This is a genomic window from Miltoncostaea oceani, from assembly GCF_018141545.1.
In the GTDB taxonomy this organism is placed as follows: Bacteria; Actinomycetota; Thermoleophilia; order Miltoncostaeales; family Miltoncostaeaceae; genus Miltoncostaea; species Miltoncostaea oceani.
This window is the reverse complement of the sequence record NZ_CP064356.1, coordinates 1,764,484-1,781,952: the sequence shown is the minus strand read 5'-3', so window position 1 is coordinate 1,781,952 and position 17,469 is coordinate 1,764,484. Positions and strand designations below refer to the sequence as shown.

Here is a 17,469-nt window from a genome sequence, read left to right as displayed (position 1 = left end):
CTCAGGCGGGCCGGTCGCCGAGGGACGCCTCGAACCGCTCGAGCGGCGAGGGCTCGCCGCGCAGGCGCCGGCCGCGGGCCTCGTGGAGGTCGGCGACGATCACCGCGACGAGCACGGCGGTCATCAGGGTGGCCACGAGCAGCGCCGGCATCGCGAGCCCCGCGAACCCGAGCGCCGCGATCCCGAGGGCGCCGGCGAGGCGGCGGCCGCTGATCGACCCGGCCATCCGCCAGCGGAAGAGGATGTGGCCGGCGAGGTAGAGCACGGGGCCGGCGGCGAGGGCGATCAGCTCGGGTCCATGGAGGGTCTCGCCGGGGTGGGCGATCACGAGCTCGTCGCCGACGGCGACGACGATGATGCCCGCGATGATCGGGATGTGGGCGTAGGTGTAGGCGTCGCGCGCCAGCCGGCCGGGGTCGTCGGATGCCGCGAGGCGCCGCCCGGCGATGCGGGCGGTGGCGTTGAAGTAGAGCCACCAGAGGGCGGCGGAGCCGATGAACGCGACGGCGATCGCGGTGGCGCGGGCGAGGTCGATGTCGAGGTCGGCGGCGGTGGCGCCGGTGATGACGATCGACTCGCCGAGGGCGATGATCACGAAGAGCTGGAAGCGCTCCGAGAAGTGGCCGGGGTCGATCCTCCAGTCCTCCGTCGTGGCGCGGCCCATGCCCGGCACCCAGTACCGCGCCGCGGGGCCGGCGTAGTCGATCAGGAGCGCGGCGATCCACACGGCCACGCGCGGCTCGGAGGGGAGCAGCGCGCCGACGATGTAGAGGGCGCCGCTCACGAGCGACCAGACGAGGATCACGCTGAAGTTGAACCGCGTGCGGGAGCCCGCCGGGGCGGAGAGGGCGATGAATGCGTTGCGGACCACCTGCAGGGCGACGTAGGAGCCCGCGAACAGGAGCGCCCGGTCCCCGAACGCCTCGGGGATCGCGATCGACATCAGCAGGCTGGCGAGCATCACGAGCAGCAGGACCACTCGCACCGGCACCTGCTCGGGGTCCATGAAGTTCGCCATCCACGTCGTGTAGGTCCACGCCCACCACACGACGAGCAGCACGAACAGGGCCTCGGCGGCGCCGGCCCACGTGAGGTGGGCGACGAGGGCGTGCGAGATCTGGGTGATGGCGAAGACGAAGACGAGGTCGAAGAACAGCTCGAGCGTCGTCGCCTTCTGCTCCTCCTCCCCGCCGCGCGGCCGGAACAGCCGCGGCGGGGCGGAGCCCCCCTCCGTCGTCACGTCGCCTCCCCGATCGCCGACGCCGGGCATTCTCCCCCACGACGGGGCCGTCCACCACCGGTGGCGGACACGTGGGCGCCGCGGCCCGTCACGCCGGCCCGGCGGCCCGGTCGGCCTCCTCCATGAGGCGGCGGGCGAGGGTGCCCTCGTCGTAGGCGCCGGAGTGGCGCCGGCCGCCGACGAAGAAGGTGGGCGTGCCCGACACGCCGCTCGCCTCGGCGCTCGCGACGTCGTCCCGCACGCGGGCGGAGTGGACCCCGTCCTCGAGCTCCCGCACGAAGCGCGGCAGGTCGGGGACGCCGACGGCGCGTGCGTGCGCGACGAGGTCGTCCGGGAGCAGGGCGTCCTGGTGCTGGAACAGGCGGTCGTGCATCTCCCACAGGAGGCCCTGGGCGGCGGCCGCCTCGACGGCCTCGGCGGCGAGCTCGGCGTTCGGGTGGACGTCGGTGAGCGGGAGATGGCGGAACACGTACCGCAGGCGCCCGCCGAAGGCCTCCAGCAGGTCCTGCACCACCCCGGTCGCGCGGCCGCAGTACGGGCACTCGAAGTCGACGTACTCGACGAGGGTGATGGGCGCGGCCGGGTCGCCGCGCACGTGGTCGCGGGCGACGTCGACGGGAGGGTCGAGCACCGCGGGCCCGGCGACGACGCCGCGGGCGCGCTCGCGGGCCGCGGAGACGCGGAAGAGGCCCCACCCGAGCAGCGCGGCGACGGTCGACGCGGCGAGCACGCCGATCTTCGCCTGGTCGCGGAGCTCCGGCGGCGTGAACGCGAGGTCGACGATGAAGAGCGACACGGTGAAGCCGATGCCGGTGAGCGCGGCGCCCGCCATCAGGTCGGACCGGGTGATCCCCCGCGGCAGCGCCCCCACCCCGGCCCGGACGGCGAGGAGGGTGACGGCCCCGACGCCGACGAGCTTGCCGGCGACGAGGCCCGCGACGACGCCGAGCGTGACGGGTGACGTGAGGGCGTCGGCGAGGACGTCGCCCCCGAGCGGCACCCCGGCGTTCGCGAGCGCGAAGAGCGGGACGACGGCGTAGCTCGTCCACGGGTGGAGCAGCTCCTGGAGGCGCTCGTTCGGGGACACGGCGCGCTCGATCGAGAGCTTCGCGGACCGCGCGACCGACGGCAGCGGCGACTGCCGGAAGGCGCGGGCGAGGCGGGCCCCGCGCTCGACCTCCTCGACCCGCGGGGTGTAGACGGCGATGCAGACGGCGATCAGCACCCCCGCGATCGCCGGGTGGACCCCGGATTCGAGCATCGCCACCCAGAGCACCGCGCCGACGAGGAAGTAGGCGGGGCCGCGCCACACCTGCAGGCGGCCGAGGGCGACGATCACGGCGACGCAGGCGGCGGCGACGACGAGGGGCCCGAGGCGGACGTCGTCGGAGTAGAAGAACGCGATGATCGCGAGCGCCCCGACGTCGTCGGCGATCGCGAGGGTGAGCAGGAAGACGCGCAGCTGGGTGGGGCACGCGGGCCCGACGAGGGCGAGCGCCCCGAGCACGAACGCGGTGTCGGTCGACATCGCGACGCCCCACCCCCGGGCCGCCTCCCCGCTCGGGTTGACCGCGAGGTAGATGGCGGCCGGCACCAGGATCCCGGCGATGGCGGCGATGGTGGGGAGCGCGAGGCGGCGGCGGTCGGTGAGCTCCCCCATCGCGAGCTCGCGCCGCACCTCGAGGCCGACGACGAGGAAGAAGAAGACCATGAGGCCGTCGTTGACCCAGTGGCGGAGGTCCTCGCTGAGCTCGTGGTCGCCGAGCCGGACGGTGAGCTCGGTGCTCCACAGGGAGTCGTACGCGTCGGACCACGGGGAGTTCGCCCACACGAGGGCCGTGACGGTGGCGAGCAGCAGGAGCCCCGCGGACCCGGACTCGGTGGCGATGAAGCGGCGCACCGGGCGGGCGAGCTGCTGGGCGAGGAGGCGGCCGCGGGGCGTCGATCGCCCGACCTGCGCGTCGGTCGTCACGCGGCGAGCCTAGTCATCGCGCCGCGCACCCGTCTCCGGCCCCATTGCCCAAGCGCCCCGCGGTGGAGGTGTCGTGACGGACCTCCGCCGCGGGACACTAGGATCACGCCCGGTGCCCTTCGCCCCCCTCGCCATCTTCGGCCTGCCCGAGTGGGCCGGTCGCCTGGTCCTCGTCGGCGCGGTGGTCGTCGTCGCCGGCCTGCTGCTGTGGCTGATCTCGTGGGCGGTGCCGAAGTGGATGGCCCGGTCGGGACCGGTCGACGGCCCCCGGTCGCGGCAGCGCCAGACGGCGATCTCCGCCCTCGCGACGAGCCTCCGCTACGTGGTGCTGGTGGCGGCGGTCGTCGCGATCTTCTTCTCCCTCGCGGGCGCCGGCGGGGCGGCGGCGTTCAGCGGCGGGGCCCTGGTGATCGTCGTCGTCGGCTTCGCCTCCCAGCGACTGCTGGTCGACGTGATCGCGGGGTTCTTCATCCTGTTCGAGGACCAGTACGGGGTGGGCGACGTGATCCGCCTCGAGCCGAGCGGCTACACGGGCGAGGTCGAGTCGCTGGGGCTGCGGACGACGGTCCTCGCCGGTCCCATGGGGGAGCGGATGATCATCCCGAACGGCGTGATCTCGGCGGTCCGCACGATCCCGGGGGGCCTGCGCCGCCACCGCCTGGAGCTGCTGACCCGCGACCCGGACGGGGTGCAGGAGATCCTGCACGAACTGGGCGCCTCGACCGCCGGGGCGGGCGGCCCGTGGCGGTCGGCGCCGCGGGTCGTGCGCCGCGACGGGGTCGACGGCGTCGTGCGGCTGATCGCGATCGTGGAGGTCGACGCGGCCCGTGAGGAGGCGACCCGCTGGCTCGCCGACGCGGTCGCCGACCGGGCGGGCGACATGCTCGTCGCCGCCCCCCTGCTCGGCGTCGACCCGGCGGACACCCGCACCCCGCCGGCGTGACCGGCGCGCACCCACCCGCCGGGAGCGGCGGGCGGGTGCGCGTGGGGGTCAGACCCGGCGGACGTCCACCAGCTTGATGCGGTAGCTCCGCTTGGCGGTCGCGTTGTAGAGGGTGATCGACTCGCCCTCGTCCAGCGTGACGGTGCTGCTGCCGTCGGGGAGCAGGCCGCCGCTCAGCTCCAGCACGACGCTGGTGGCGGAGACCGTCTTGACCACGAACTGCTGGGTGTCGGGCGGGATGGCGTCGCCCTCGCGGGCCACGACGGGCTCGCCGGAGACGTCGAAGTCGGCCTCGAGCGACAGGGGGTTCTGGATCGGCGCCCCCGCGCCCGGGTCGGACGTGCCCGGCTCCCCGTTCGTCCCGCCGGCGCCGGCGCCGCCGGCGGCCGGGTCGGGGACCGCGATGATCGGGTCGCCGTTGATCGGCGTGTCGGCCGGGATCGTCGGCGCGTCGGTGGTCCCCGCGTCGGCGGATGCGTTCGGGTCGACCTGCTGCGCGAATGCGTCGTGCGGCGCGCCGAAGCTGTCGTAGCCGGCGAGGGTGGCGCCGACCTCGTCCGCGGCGACGCCGCCGGGGGCGCCGAGCGCGGCGATCGCCTGGGAGGCCGACTGGTCGGCCCCGACGCCGGTCGCGACGGGCAGCGACGCGGAGGGCGGCGGGATGTCGCCCTGGGCGTCCCCCCCGCCCCCACCGCCGCCGCAGCCGGCCAGCAGCGCGGCGGCGGCGACCGCCGCGGCGGCCGCGGTCAGGTTGCGGCGGATCACTGGGTACCTCCGGAGCTCGGGGTGGCCGTGGCCTGCGCGCCGCCCGCGGGGGCGGTCGTCGGCTCGTTGGTGGTGGTGCCGGGGGCCGGCGTGGCGCCACCCGTCGTGGTCGTGGCCGCGACGGGGGTGCCGGGGGCGACGGCCGCCGACGAGGCGACCCCGCCGGGGACGCTCGAGAAGGCGACGACCTTCACCGTCCCGATGACCATGTCCCCGTCGTCGGCGCCGCCACCGGTGGTGTCGGCCTGCGAGAGGGTGAGGTCCACGGACGTCGTCGCGAAGAGGCGGCCGCCGATGACCGGCCGGTCCCTCTCGTCGACCGACACCTGGCGGTGGAGGCGGTAGAGGAAGTCGTCCACGTCGAAGAAGCGGCCGGACACGCGGACCTCGAACTCCGTCCCGCGGATCGCGCCGTAGTCGGTGAACGTGTTGGTCTTGATCGACGTCAGCTCGACGTTCGCGCGGTCCGCGAGGCGCTGCAGCTGGACGACGACGCCGGGGGTCTCGACGCTGTCCGGGATCGCCTTCGCGAGCCGGAGCCGCTCGGCGACCCGGGCGCCCTCGCCCGTGGCGGTGGCCTCGAGCCGCGAGAGGGTGTCGCGCAGCCCGGCGGTCTCCCCCTGGATGACGACGAGCTCGTCCTTCTGGGCCGACAGCTCGGCCTTGGCGGGCTTGACGACGAACCAGTACGCGCCACCGAGCACGGCGATCGCCCCGATGACGGCGAGCAGGATCATGTCGCGCTTGCTGAGCTTCATGGCGTGACTCCGGTGGTCGCCCCGGCCGGCACCGCGCTCACGGGGGTGAGCGTCGGGCGGTCCTGGGCCCGCTGATCGATGGGGATGTCGATGACGAAGTGGATGACCGAGCGCGCGCCCTCCTGCTGCACGTCGCTCGAGGCGAGCCGGGGCTCACCGAGGCCCGGCACCGTCGCCGCCCGGGTCATCAGCAGGGCGACCTGCTTCTGGGAGAAGGCGTAGCCGTCGAGGTGGATGCCCCGGGGCACGGTCGAGACGCCGACGTTCGGCACGGCGGCGCCCGCCGCGGCGACGTCCGTCACCGGGTCGGTCTCGCCCTTGAGGTTCGTCAGCCACACCTGGCGCGGCATGACCGCCGACAGGTCGCGCACGAGGCGCTCCCAGTTGACGCGTCCGGCCACGAGGCCGACGACCGCGCCGCGGCGGACCGCCTGGGCGGCGTCGCGGGCCTGGGCCTGCTGGAAGGCGCCGAGCTGGCCGCGCAGCGACTCGCGCTCGGCCGTCGCCGCGGCGACGTCCTGGCGGGCCTGGTCCACCTGGCCGTTGACGGAGTGGCCCCAGTAGCCGATCGCGCCGAGGGCCACCACGGCGCCGGCGATCGCCAGCGGCTTGCGGGCCCCGGAGACGCCCGGCGTGCGCCGCTGGGTCTGGGGGAGGAGGTTGACGGCCTTCATGACCGCTCCGGCGCGTCGAGCGCCAGGCCGAGGGCCACCGCGGCGCGGGCCGCGACATCGACGTCCATGTCCCCGCTGTCGTCGAGCTGGCGACGGGGGTCGCCGATCTCGACGGGCAGGCCGAGGCCCTGCTGCAGGTACCGGTCGATGCCGGCGCAGAGGGACGTGCCACCCGAGATGACGAGGCGGTCGATCGGCCGCGCGAAGCTCTGGCCGCGGTAGTAGTCGAGCGACCGGCTGATCTCGCGGACGAGCGGCCGGGCCCCGAGGGCCAGCGCGTGGCGGACCTCGGCGACGGTGTCGGCGTCCCACCCGTCGAGCGGGTCGCCGAGCAGGCCGCAGGCGGTCTTGACGGCCTCCGCCTCCTCGGCGGGCAGGCCGGTGCGCTCCGAGACGGCCTTCGTCAGGTGGCTGCCGCCGAACCCGACGAGGCGCGTGAAGTGGCAGCGCCGGTCGACCGCGACGATCATGTTCGTGACCTCGGCGCCGACGTGGCAGACCGCCACGGCGCCGGTGTCCTGGGAGCCCTCGTCGATGACCGGCGGCGGCGCGAGCAGCGCCCGCAGGATCGCGAAGGCCTCGAGGTCGATGCCGACGGGCTGGAGGCCCGCCTGGCGGACCGTCGCGACGAGGCCGTCCACCATGTCCCGGTGGGCGGCGACGACGACGTGCCGCTCGCGGTCGCCCGCCTCGTTGCTGAAGCGGAGCACCGGCTGGCTGTCGACCACCGTCTGGTCGGGCGGGATCGGGATCTGCTCGGCCGCCTCGAACTCCACGGCCGCACGGCGCTCGCGGGCGTCCTCGAGGGCCGGCAGCTCGATGGTCCGCACGACCACCCGCTGGTTCGCGACCCCGAGGCGGACCCGCTTGCCCGAGAACCGGGCCGTCCGCCAGAAGCGCTTGATCTCCCCGGCGAGCTCGTCCGGGCGCACGATCTCGCCGTCGTGGACGAGGCCGGGCGGGAGGGGCTCGACGGCCGCCTTCGTGAGCGTCACGCGCTCACGGGCGGTCTTGAGCTCGACTCCGGCGATGGAGCTGGAGCCGATGTCGAGGGCAACGACGGTGCTCATGTTCGTGACGTCCGTGTCTGGGGGGCAGGAGGAGGCGGAAGGGGTGGTCAGCCGAGGGTTCCGGCGTACCACCCGATCATCGAGGGACCGAGCCACAGCGCCACGAGGGCGCCCGCCGCCAGGAAGGGTCCGAAGGGCACGGCCATCTTCCGGGCGCGCGCGCCGAAGCGCGCGAGCAGTGCGACGCCGAGGGCGGCGCCCAGGGCGAAGGCGATGAACAGCGCCGGCAGCACCGACGCTCCGAGCACGGCGCCGAGGAGGAGCGCGAGGTTGGCGTCCCCGCGGCCCATCCCGGCCGGGTAGAGGAACCAGAGGACGTACAGGAACGCGAACGCCCCGAGGGCCGCCGCGACCGGCACCCACCAGCGCGCCGGGTCGGCGGCGATGGTGGCGGCGATCGCGAGGGCGAACGCCGGGAAGACGATGATGCTGGGGATGAGGCGGTGCTCGAGGTCGATCACGACCACCGGGACGAGCGCGACGCCGAGCAGGGCGGCCGCGAGGCCCTCCCACGTCGGGCCGAAGCCCGCGATCGCCGCGGCGGCGAGGCCGCCGCTGGCGAGCTCGATCGCCGGGTAGCGCCACGAGACGCCCTCACCGCAGCCGCGACAGTGGCCCCGCAGGGCCAGCCACGACAGGACCGGCACCAGCTCGAGCGGGCCGAGGGTGCGGTCGCACGTGGTGCAGTGCGACCGCGGGTGCACCAGCGACTGCTCGGCCGGCCACCGTGAGGCGACGACGGTCGAGAAGGAGCCGAGGCAGAGCCCGAACAGGCCGGCGACGAACGCCCAGTAGGCGGTGGGGGCGCCGAGCAGCATCAGCGGATGACGAACTTGTCGTAGATGAGGACCCCGCGCTGGCGGCTGGCGACGTTCGCGTACTTGCGCTGCGCGTCACGCGGCACCCAGAGGCGCAGGCGGTGCGTGCCGGGGTCGAGGCGGCCGGTGCCGATCGCCACCGCGAAGCGCTGCTTCGTGGGCGTGATCTTCTTCACCGTCTGCCACCCGTCGGAGGTGCGGATCTGCACCACGGCCGGCCGCTTGGGGTAGATGCTCCCCTTCACGAGCAGGCCCTGGCGCCGCACGACGCGGTTGGAGGCGAGGCGGAACGTGACGCGCGGGGCGACCTGGATGCCGAAGGCGGCGGTGCCCTCCGGGTTGGTCGCGGACTCGCGCCACACCAGGCGGTAGTCGGCCGAGCGCGTCATGCGCAGGGCGAACCGGAACCGGCCCGAGGTGTTGGTCCGCACGAGGCCGGCGGCCCGGTAGGCGTCGGCCGGGTAGAGGCGGCGCTCGAGGTAGAGGCGCGCCTTCTTGACCGTCGACCCGTTGTGCTTCAGCTGGCCGCTGACCACCACCTGGCGGCGGAAGTCGACCCGCGACGGCAGCGAGTTGAGGTTGAAGTCCGGCGGGAAGACGCTGCGGAAGCTGCGCGTCGGCGACCACTGGCCCGTGACCTCGTCGCCGTAGTGGGCGCGCACCCGCCAGTAGTGGACGCCGGGGGTCGTGATCATCGCCCGCGGAGGCACGAGGGCCGTCTGGGCCGTGGTCAGCCCCTCGGTGTCGGTCGCTCCGGTGGTGAAGGCGGGGTCCTGGGAGACCTGGACCTCGTACCCGCTCGCGCTCGGCACGGGCGACCACCGGATGAGGGGCGAGTAGACGACGCTCTCCCCGTCGGAGGGCTCGCGCTGGGCGGGCCGCGGGGAGGCGAGCGTGAACTGCCCGACCGGGCTCCACGTCTGGCCCTCACCGGACCCGTCGATGGCGCGGACGCGCCAGTTCCAGGTGCCGTCGGGCAGGCGGGTGTCGCCGTCGCGGGTGGTCCCCGGCACGACGCCGGTGCCCCAGATGGTCGCCTTGCGCGCGGAGCTGCCGAACTGGCCGCCCTGGCTCAGCTGGACCTCGTAGCGGGCGATGCCGGGGACGGAGCCCCACGTGAGCAGCGGGGGGGCCTGCACGACGCCGCCGGTGGCGGGCGTGCCGAGGGTGACCCGGGTCTGCTTGCGGAAGACGTCCTTGTCGACGAGGTCCTCGTCCACCATCCAGGCCGGGTTGTCGAGGTTGGGGCCGTTGCCCCACACGACGCGCCACCAGTAGCCGGTGCCGACCTGGTTGTCGGGCAGCGGGCTGCGGGAGGTCCAGGAGGTGCTCTCCGTGACGTGGCTCTCGACGATGTTGTTGAACTGGGGGTCCGTCGCGACGTCGACGCGGTACATCGTGGCGCCCGTGACCGGCGACCACTCGAGGCGCGGCATCAGGCCGCTGTCGGTGTCGGCGGCCGGGGTGAGCACCGCGGCGGGGCCGGGGGCGGACGGGGCCTGCCACGTGAACTTGCGGCCCGAGCTCCAGGTGCCGTTGACGCCGGCGAGCTTCGGGCGGACGCGCCACCAGACGTCGCCGTAGGTGAGGGTGGTCCCCCGCGTCTCGGTGAAGTCGGGGGTGAAGGAGGTCGCCTTGGTCGTCCGGGCGATCTTGAGGGGGCTCCCCGTCCACGTGTACTGCTGGACGGTGACCTGGACCTCGTACTCCTCGGCGCCCTCGACGGGGCTCCAGACGAGCTGGAGGTCGTGGCCGGCGGAGCCGTCGGCGGGCGCGACGACGGGGGCGCCGACCCAGCCCTTGGTGAAGGCGTTGCCCGTGGCCCAGGGACCCGGGTTGTCGTTCGCGTCGCGGGCGCGGACCCGCCAGCCGTAGCCGTCGTCGGGCAGCGCGCCGAGGATCGCGGGCGTCGCGAACGCCTCGGGGAAGTGGATGCCGGAGAACGCGCTCGTGGCGAACTGGTCGCCGGCGGCGACCTGCACCTCGTAGTTGGTGGCGCCGGCGACGGGCGTCCACGACAGGTACGGGTTGCGCAGCACGTGGCTGACGGGCGCGCCGCCCGGGGTGTCGCTCAGGACCGTGCCGGTGATGGTGCTCGGCCAGGTCTTCGCGAAGCGGGCGACGTCGCTGTAGACGCCGACGGTGCCGGCCTTGTCCACGGCCTTGACGCGCCACCAGTACTGGCCGTCGGGCAGCAGCTTCTCCGGGACGGCGATCGCCTGGACGGTCTCGGCCTTCCAGATGATCGAGCTGAACCCGGGCGTGTCGCTGATCTCGACGGTGTAGCCGACGGCGTCGGGCACCTCGCCCCACGTCAGCACGACGGGCTTGTCGGGGAACACGAGGGGCGTGGCCACCGTGTTCGGCGTGAGGCCGCTCGGGATGCTCGCCTGGCGGTCGGCCTTGAACGGCGACGTCACCGGGGCGGCGGGGGCCGGCGTCTGCGCGGAGGCGACGACGGGGGCGGCCAGGGTGCAGGCCGAGAGGGCGAGGGCGAGGGCGGCGGCGCGACGCATGTCACGCGATCCTGTCCGCGCCGGACGCACACGGGGCGCGTCGTCGGTGCCGAGAGTGTGACGCGGGCGCATCAGGTCTCGAGTCCGGTCCGGCGTGGGCACGGGGCGCTTCCTTGCGTCGGGGGGCGGTACCGAGACGCCGTCGTGGCGCCTCGTGAAGAGGGGTGGTGCGGATCCACCGGGGGGCCTGCCGGGGCAGGCCCCCCTCGCGGGTCGGACGGTGCTACCAGGTGCAGCCGGTGCCACAGGTCCGCTGGACCGTGGAGTTCGCCAGCTTCTCGTACTTGAAGATCGTGCTGGACTTGCTCTTCGACTCGAGCGTGTAGCCCGTGCCGGTACCGGTGATCGTGAACTTCACCTCGTTGGCGCCGGCGTCCATGTTGGCCGCGGACCACACGATGTTCGGCTCGATCGCGGCCAGCTTGGTCGCGTCGGCGCCGGCGTACGTGTTGCCGTCGGTGAAGTAGGCCTCCATCGTCGTGGCGCCGTTACGCACCAGGGACTTGGCGGCGGCGTCGTTGGCCTTGTTGCGCTGGCCGAGGAACGCCGGGATGGCGATCGCGGCCAGGAGGCCGATGATGATGACCACCACGAGGAGCTCGATGAGGGTGAAACCCTCCTGCCCCCTGCGGCGGCGGAGTCGCTCAAGCATGTAGCTCTCCTCCATGAGAACGTGACGTGCCGCGGACCTCCTGCCCGTGACGCGGGCCTCCGCGGTTCACACCTCTCATCGAGCGACATGGGCAATCCCTTTAGGGATGGACCACAACGTCCGCGCGACCGCCGGGGGCGGCGGCCCGGGACGGCCGCCGCCATGCGGGTTCTCAGGCCGGTCGGCGGGCCACCCCGAACAGCTTCACGAAGGCGTATTCGAAGCCGCGGGGCCCGGCGGCGGACGTGACGGCGTCGACCACCCGCGCGCCGTGCGCGGCGGCGACGTCGGGGTCGAGGCCGGACGACAGGTGGCTCGCCACGGCGTTGATGCGCGCCATGTACGCCTCGGGATCGGTCCGCCGCACGCGCCGCTCCTCCCACGCGTCGATGACCTCGAGGCCGGCGTCCTCCATGTAGCCGGCGAGCTGGTCGCCGGTGCGCTGGATCTCGTCGAACACGGAGATCCACCCGGGCGGTACGGGGGGGTCGATCGCGCGGAGGACGTCGAGGAACTCGGCGTCGGTCCCGGTCCCGGAGGCGAGGACCGCCATCACCCCGCCGGGCTTCAGGCGGCGGGCCATCGCCGCGATCGCGCCGGGCTTGTCGGGGAACCAGTGGAACGCCATCCCGCTGACGACGGCGTCGAACGCCCCGTCGGGGACCGGCATGTCATGGACCCCGGCCTGCACCAGGGTGACCTCGGCGCCGAGGTCCGTCAGCTTGGCGCGGAACCGCTCGAGCATCCCCTCGGAGGGGTCGACGCCGGTCACGCGCGACGTGCCGAAGCGGCGGACCATCTCCTCGGTGACGAAGCCGGTTCCGCAGCCGACGTCGAGGATCTCGTCGTAGTCGCCGGGCGGGATCGCCTCCACCAGGCGGCGCGCCCCGGTGCGGTTGTGGGAGAGGATCTCGTCGTACTCCCCCGCCGAGCGGTCGAAGCTCTCCTCCACGCGTGTTCCCTCGGCCATCCCGGCTCCTTCGTCTCGGTTGCGGTCCCTTACGGTACGGTCCTCCGATGCCCTCCACCTTCACCCTCGTCACCGACGGCGCCTGCTCCGGCAACGGCACCGACGACTCCCGCGGCGGCTGGGCGGCCATCCTCACGTCCCCGGACGGGGCCGAGGAGGTCCTGACCGGCGGTGAGTTCCCGACGACGAACAACCGCATGGAGCTGATGGCGGCCCTGGAGGGGCTGGCGGCGGCGCCCGACGGCTCCGAGATCGACCTGGTGACCGACTCGAGCTACCTCGCGAACGCGATCGGCAAGGGCTGGCTGGCGGGGTGGCAGCGCAAGGGCTGGCGCACCGCGAGCAAGCAGCCGGTGGCGAACCGGGACCTGTGGGAGCGGATGATCGTGGAGCTCGCCCGCCACCGGAGGGTGCGGCCGGTGCTGGTGCGTGGCCACGCGGGGCACGAGGCGAACGAGCGGGCCGACCGGCTCGCCCAGGACGCCGCCCGCGACGCCCAGCCGCGTGCCGAGGTCCCCCTCGTCCCCGGGCAGGGACAGCTGGGGCTCGACCTCGACTGACGCCGCCCCGCCGCGGACGCTGGTCGTCGGCCCCGGCGCGATCGGCGGCTACGTCGCGGCCCGGCTCACCGACGCCGGCTGGCCGGTGTCGGTGGTGGCGCGGGGGGCGACGCTCGAGGCGCTCCGCGACCGGCCGTTGCGGGTGACCGACGGTGGCGTCGAGGGTGAGGTGCGGCTGCGGGTCGTCGCGGACCCCGCCGAGGCGGGCGAGGTGGACCTGGCGCTGGTGTGCGTGAAGAGCTTCGACACGGAGGGGGCGGCGAGGGCGGTGCGCCCCGCCCTCGCCCGCGGCGCGGTGGTCCTGTCGCTGCAGAACGGCGTCGGCAACCCCGCCGTGATCGCGCGGGAGTGCCCGGACGCCGCCGTCGGCGGGGTCGCGGTGTACCTCGGGTGCCAGCGCCTCGCCCCCGATCACGTGGTGCGGCGCCCGAGCCGCGACCCGTCGACGGGGCGGCTACGTGATCTGCTGGCGGGGGGCGGCGCCGGCGCGCCGGGGGCGGCCCTCGCGGCGGTGGGCGCCGCGGTCGGGGTGCCGGTGCGGGTCGACAACGACCCGGCCGCGGCGTTGTGGACGAAGCTCGTCGCGAACGTCTGCCTCAACACGGTGACGGCGCTCGGGCGCGCCCGGGTGGGGCGGGTCTTCGCCGAACCCGCCGCCGTGGAGCTGATGCTGGCGCTGGGACGGGAGGTCGTCGCCGTCGCGCGCGCGGCGGGCGTGCCGGTCGCCCCCGACGCCGCCGAGGCCTACATCGCGGACGCCCGCCGCCGGCTCCCCCGCGACGGCGGCTCCTCCACCCTCTTCGACCTCGAGAACGGGCGTCGCCTCGAACGCGACGCCCTCGTCGGCGCCGTCGTCCGGGAGGGCGCCCGGCTCGGCGTCCCCGTCCCCGTCTCCCGCGCCTGCGACGCCCTCCTGAGGCTCAACGAGGCCCCCTCCGCCTGAGGTCGTCGCGGGGCTGCGCGGGGGCTGAGGTCCAATTGGACCTCGGTGCGCCGGCCAATCGGCCACCTCCTGGGGAACCCCGCAGGGAACGGATCCTCCGGCCACCGCCCGCCACGGCGGAGCGTGTGGCGATGTGGCCGCGGCGTCGAGGTTAACTCGACGGTCGGTGCCTCAGGCGGAGGCTGAGCCCGAGGGTGGTCCACCTGGCGGCGACCGCAACGTTCGATCGGACGTCGACAGTCTGACCGGGACCTCATCCCTGAGGGGTGGCCAATCGGCCGCGACCTCGAGGCCCATTCGGCCGCATCCCGGGATCACCCTCCCCCACCGGGATCCCGGCGATCGGTCCCCGCCCGGGTCGTCCCCTCTCAGGGGCCTCCCACCGGACGGGGGGCGAGCCGGATGTGGAGGTCCACGTCCCGGCCGCCGCGGATGACGCCGACGGTGACGGTCTCCCCGGGGACGCGGTCGGCGAGGGCGGCGGCGAGGGCGGTGTTGGTCGATGCGGGGCGCCCGTCGATCGCGACGATGACGTCCTGGGGCCGGAGCACGCCGACGGCGGGGCCGCTGTCGAGGACGTCGGCGAGGAGGACGCCCCCGTCGATGTCCTGCCCCATGATCCCGAGGTACGGCAGGCTGGCGTCCCCCGTCGCGATGATCCGGAGGGCGGTGCGGCGGACGACGGGGGCGGGGACGGCGAAGCCGATGCCCTCGTTGCGGCCGCCCTCCGTCGCGATCTGCGTCGCCACCCCGACCACGCGGCCCGAGAGGTCGAGGAGGGGCCCGCCCGAGTTCCCCGGGTTGAGCGCCGCGTCGGTCTGGATGACCCCCGTGATCGCGAAGCCGTTCGGCGAGTCGATCTGGCGCCGCAGGCCCGAGACGATCCCCGTCGACAGCGACCCCTGCAAACCGAACGGCGCCCCGATCGCGACGACCGGGTCACCGACCCGCAGGTCGCCGTCGGCGAACGCGAGGGGCGCGACGTCGCCGGCGGGGGCGTCGAGGGTCAGCACCGCCACATCGACCGACGGCTCCACCCCCCGCACCGTCGCCCCCACCCGCCGGCCCCCGATCGCCACCTCGACCGCCGTGTCGTCCCCGACGACGTGGGCGTTCGTGACCACGTGTCCGGCGTCGTCGACGAGGAACCCCGAGCCCGTCCGGTCCGACGCCACCACCGACACCACCGCCGGCGACGCCGACCGGTACACCGCGCGGACCTCGTCGCCCCGGGCGCCGCCCGCGGTGGCCGGGCCGATCCCCAGGAGGACGCCCGCGGCGGCGAGCACCAGGCCCGTCACCAGCCCGCCGGCGATCGCCGCCGTCAACGTCCTCACCGCATCGGTGCGCCGCGCCATGGTCCCTCCGGACTCCGTTCCCGTGTGGTGAGTGTGCGAGCACCGGCCGCGCCGCGCCCCGTCCCGTCGCGGGGCCGTCGACCCCCCGCGCGGCCAGTTTCCCCCGGCGGTCCTACACTTCGTCCATGACCCCCGCGCGCCGGACCCCGCCCCGATGAGGAACAGCTACACCCTCGGCCGCATCGCGGGGATCGAGATCGGCATCAACTGGAGCGTCCTGGCGCTGCTCGCGCTCCTCATGTGGACGCTCGCGAGCGGGGTGTTCCCGTCCACCAACCCCGGCCTCGGCGACAACGCCTACTTCACGATGGCGGTCATCTCGTCGCTCGGGTTCTTCGCGTCGATCCTCCTCCACGAGCTCGGCCACGCCCTCCAGGCCCGCCGCGACGGGATGGAGATCGACGGCATCACCCTCTGGCTGTTCGGCGGCGTCGCCCGGTTCCGCGGCATGTTCCCCACCGCCGGCGCCGAGTTCCGCATCGCCGTCGCCGGCCCCATCGTGTCGCTGCTGCTCGCCGGCGCGTTCATCGGCGGGGCGATGGCGGGGCTGCCCGAACCCGCCGACGCCGTCTGCGCGTGGCTCGGCTTCACGAACATGGCGCTCCTGATCTTCAACCTCCTGCCCGCCCTCCCCCTCGACGGCGGCCGCATGCTGCGCGCGGCGCTCTGGCAGTGGAAGGGGGACCTCCAGAGCGCGACCCGCTGGGCGGCCGGCGCCGGCCGGGTGCTCGCGATCCTCATGATCGTCGCCGGCCTCGCCCTCACCGTCATGGAGGGCGGCATCAGCGGCATCTGGCTCGCGTTCATCGGGTGGTTCCTGCTGCAGGCCGCCTCCGCGGAGGCCCGCTACGTCAGCGCCCCCCGCACCGGGCTGCGCGCGTTCGTGGTGCGGGAGATGATGGTCACCGACCCCGTCACGCTCTCCCCCGCCCAGACGCTCGGGGAGGTCTCCGACGAGGTCCTGTGGCGCTCCCGGCACACCGCCTACCCCGTCGTCCGGGACGGCGTCGCCGTCGGCCTCTTCCGCGCCGCCGCCCTCGAGGGCGTCGCCCGCCGCCACTGGGCCGGCGAGCGGGTCGCCGACCACATGGAGCCCCTCGCCGCCGTCCCCGCCGTCGGCCCCGACGACGAGCTCCCCGCCGCCGTCGCCGCGCTGCAGCGGACGCCCCTGCAGCGCGCCCTCGTCCTCGACGGGGAGCGGCTCGTCGGCCTCCTCACCGCCGGCGACGTCGCCCGCGCCCTCGGCATCACCGGCGAGGACGCCGTCCCGGTCTGAGCCCCGTCAGCTCGGGGCGGGGTCGCCCCGGTCGGCACGGGCCCGCGAGATGGCGTCGCGGAAGCGCAGGTTGCGGAGCATCAGGGCCAGGCACGTCGCGCCGAGGATCGCGTTCATCACGACGAGGGTGAGCTCCATCCCGACGCTGAACGCGAGGACGTCGGTGCGCCCCGTCGTGCCGGCGAGCATCACCACGAGCAGCGCCTGCTTCGGGCCGAGACCGCCGGGCGTCGCCGGGAAGAGGCTCGCCACGCTCCCCGCCACCTGCACCGTCAACGCCGCCTCCAGGCTCGCCGGCACGTTGAACGCCGACAGGAACGCGGCGGCGGCGCCGACGCGGCACACCCAGCCGACCGCCTGGTACGGCACCACCGAGACGAGGTAGCGGCGGGGGCTCCGCAGGATCGCGAGGCCCTGCCCGAACTGCTCCCAGAACCGTCGGACGCGGCGCGCCAGCATCACCGACAGGACCAGGGCGACCGCCACGACGACGGCCGTCAGCCACGGGTGGCGCAACGCCAGCGACAGGTCGAACGCCGGCAGCTCCGGCAGGCGGACGCCGGGGAGCACGCCGGCGGAGAGCGCCCAGATCAGCAGCCCGCCGGCGACGAAGAAGTCGAACACCGTCTCCGTGACGAGGGTGCCCACCAGGGTCGGGTAGCGGGCGCCCGGCACGGCGCGGCGCACCAGGAACATCTTCGTCAGGTCGCCGACGCGGGCGGGCACGATCGCGTTCACGCCGACGCCCGCGCAGTACGCGCCGAACGCCGTGCGGTAGCGGATCGGCGCGCCCGGGAGGGCGGCGCGCAGGATCTGCTGCCAGCCCCGCGACCGCAGCGCCAGGTTCGTGAGGCTCAACCCCACGGCGAGGGCCAGCCACCCCCAGTGCACCGCCGCGACGCGCTCCGCGAACGCCTCGACCGCGTCGATGAAGCTGCGGACGGAGTCCACGGA

General features: G+C 74.6%; 16 protein-coding genes. 4 read left to right on the top strand and 12 right to left on the bottom strand.

Annotated features, from left to right (window positions below):
* Position 1: 1 nt before the first annotated feature.
* Together IU369_RS09085 and nhaA are read right to left on the bottom strand one after the other, a co-directional pair.
* Entirely contained in the window at positions 2 to 1,240 is a 1,239-nt protein-coding gene (locus IU369_RS09085) for a low temperature requirement protein A (RefSeq protein WP_217924254.1), read from the bottom strand.
* Between the two features lie 88 nt (positions 1,241 to 1,328).
* Positions 1,329 to 3,212 carry a Na+/H+ antiporter NhaA gene (gene nhaA, locus IU369_RS09080; RefSeq protein WP_217924253.1) on the bottom strand — a complete coding sequence of 628 codons (1,884 nt, stop codon included), beginning with the start codon at positions 3,210 to 3,212 and terminating at the stop codon, positions 1,329 to 1,331.
* A 112-nt stretch (positions 3,213 to 3,324) separates the two neighbouring features.
* Here nhaA and IU369_RS09075 point away from each other — a divergent pair, with 112 nt between their 5' ends.
* A complete protein-coding gene (locus tag IU369_RS09075) occupies positions 3,325 to 4,155 on the top strand; it encodes a mechanosensitive ion channel family protein (protein WP_217924252.1) in 831 nt (276 codons plus the stop codon).
* A 48-nt stretch (positions 4,156 to 4,203) separates the two neighbouring features.
* Here IU369_RS09075 and IU369_RS09070 read toward each other — a convergent pair whose 3' ends face one another.
* The 8 genes from IU369_RS09070 to IU369_RS09035 all read right to left on the bottom strand — a co-directional run bounded on the left by IU369_RS09070 (position 4,204) and on the right by IU369_RS09035 (position 12,378).
* Positions 4,204 to 4,920, bottom strand: a complete 717-nt coding sequence (locus IU369_RS09070) for a hypothetical protein (RefSeq protein ID WP_217924251.1) — start codon at positions 4,918 to 4,920, stop codon at positions 4,204 to 4,206.
* Entirely contained in the window at positions 4,917 to 5,678 is a 762-nt protein-coding gene (gene gspM, locus IU369_RS09065; RefSeq protein ID WP_217924250.1) for a type II secretion system protein GspM, read from the bottom strand. Before gspM ends, IU369_RS09070 begins: the two co-directional genes overlap by 4 nt.
* Positions 5,675 to 6,352: a PilN domain-containing protein gene (locus tag IU369_RS09060; RefSeq protein WP_217924249.1), complete on the bottom strand. Its 678-nt coding sequence runs from the start codon at positions 6,350 to 6,352 to the stop codon at positions 5,675 to 5,677. Before IU369_RS09060 ends, gspM begins: the two co-directional genes overlap by 4 nt.
* Complete coding sequence (gene pilM / locus IU369_RS09055; protein ID WP_217924248.1) at positions 6,349 to 7,422, bottom strand: type IV pilus assembly protein PilM; 1,074 nt, start codon at positions 7,420 to 7,422, stop codon at positions 6,349 to 6,351. The genes IU369_RS09060 and pilM overlap by 4 nt, the downstream gene beginning before the upstream one ends.
* A 47-nt stretch (positions 7,423 to 7,469) precedes the next feature.
* Positions 7,470 to 8,240 carry a prepilin peptidase gene (locus IU369_RS09050; RefSeq protein WP_217924247.1) on the bottom strand — a complete coding sequence of 257 codons (771 nt, stop codon included), beginning with the start codon at positions 8,238 to 8,240 and terminating at the stop codon, positions 7,470 to 7,472.
* Complete coding sequence (locus IU369_RS09045) at positions 8,240 to 10,756, bottom strand: phage tail protein (protein ID WP_217924246.1); 2,517 nt, start codon at positions 10,754 to 10,756, stop codon at positions 8,240 to 8,242. Before IU369_RS09045 ends, IU369_RS09050 begins: the two co-directional genes overlap by 1 nt.
* 223 nt (positions 10,757 to 10,979) lie before the next feature.
* A complete protein-coding gene (locus IU369_RS09040; RefSeq protein ID WP_217924245.1) occupies positions 10,980 to 11,408 on the bottom strand; it encodes a type IV pilin protein in 429 nt (142 codons plus the stop codon).
* A gap of 172 nt (positions 11,409 to 11,580) precedes the next feature.
* Positions 11,581 to 12,378 (bottom strand): class I SAM-dependent methyltransferase, encoded by a 798-nt coding sequence (locus IU369_RS09035; protein ID WP_217924244.1) that lies wholly within the window; start codon positions 12,376 to 12,378, stop codon positions 11,581 to 11,583.
* Positions 12,379 to 12,425: 47 nt separating this feature from the next.
* On the opposite strand from IU369_RS09035, the gene IU369_RS09030 reads away from it, so the two are divergent.
* Positions 12,426 to 12,938, top strand: coding sequence for a ribonuclease H family protein (locus tag IU369_RS09030; RefSeq protein WP_217924243.1), 513 nt, complete (start codon positions 12,426 to 12,428; stop codon positions 12,936 to 12,938).
* Positions 12,883 to 13,881: a ketopantoate reductase family protein gene (locus tag IU369_RS09025; protein WP_217924242.1), complete on the top strand. Its 999-nt coding sequence runs from the start codon at positions 12,883 to 12,885 to the stop codon at positions 13,879 to 13,881. Before IU369_RS09030 ends, IU369_RS09025 begins: the two co-directional genes overlap by 56 nt.
* Positions 13,882 to 14,249: 368 nt before the next feature.
* On the opposite strand, the gene IU369_RS09020 is transcribed toward IU369_RS09025, so the two are convergent.
* Positions 14,250 to 15,239 carry a S1C family serine protease gene (locus tag IU369_RS09020; RefSeq protein WP_217924241.1) on the bottom strand — a complete coding sequence of 330 codons (990 nt, stop codon included), beginning with the start codon at positions 15,237 to 15,239 and terminating at the stop codon, positions 14,250 to 14,252.
* A 154-nt stretch (positions 15,240 to 15,393) separates the two neighbouring features.
* Here IU369_RS09020 and IU369_RS09015 point away from each other — a divergent pair, with 154 nt between their 5' ends.
* Positions 15,394 to 16,515, top strand: a complete 1,122-nt coding sequence (locus tag IU369_RS09015) for a site-2 protease family protein (protein ID WP_217924240.1) — start codon at positions 15,394 to 15,396, stop codon at positions 16,513 to 16,515.
* A 6-nt stretch (positions 16,516 to 16,521) separates the two neighbouring features.
* On the opposite strand, the gene IU369_RS09010 is transcribed toward IU369_RS09015, so the two are convergent.
* Entirely contained in the window at positions 16,522 to 17,466 is a 945-nt protein-coding gene (locus IU369_RS09010; RefSeq protein ID WP_217924239.1) for a lysylphosphatidylglycerol synthase transmembrane domain-containing protein, read from the bottom strand.
* Between the last annotated feature and the right edge of the window lie 3 nt (positions 17,467 to 17,469).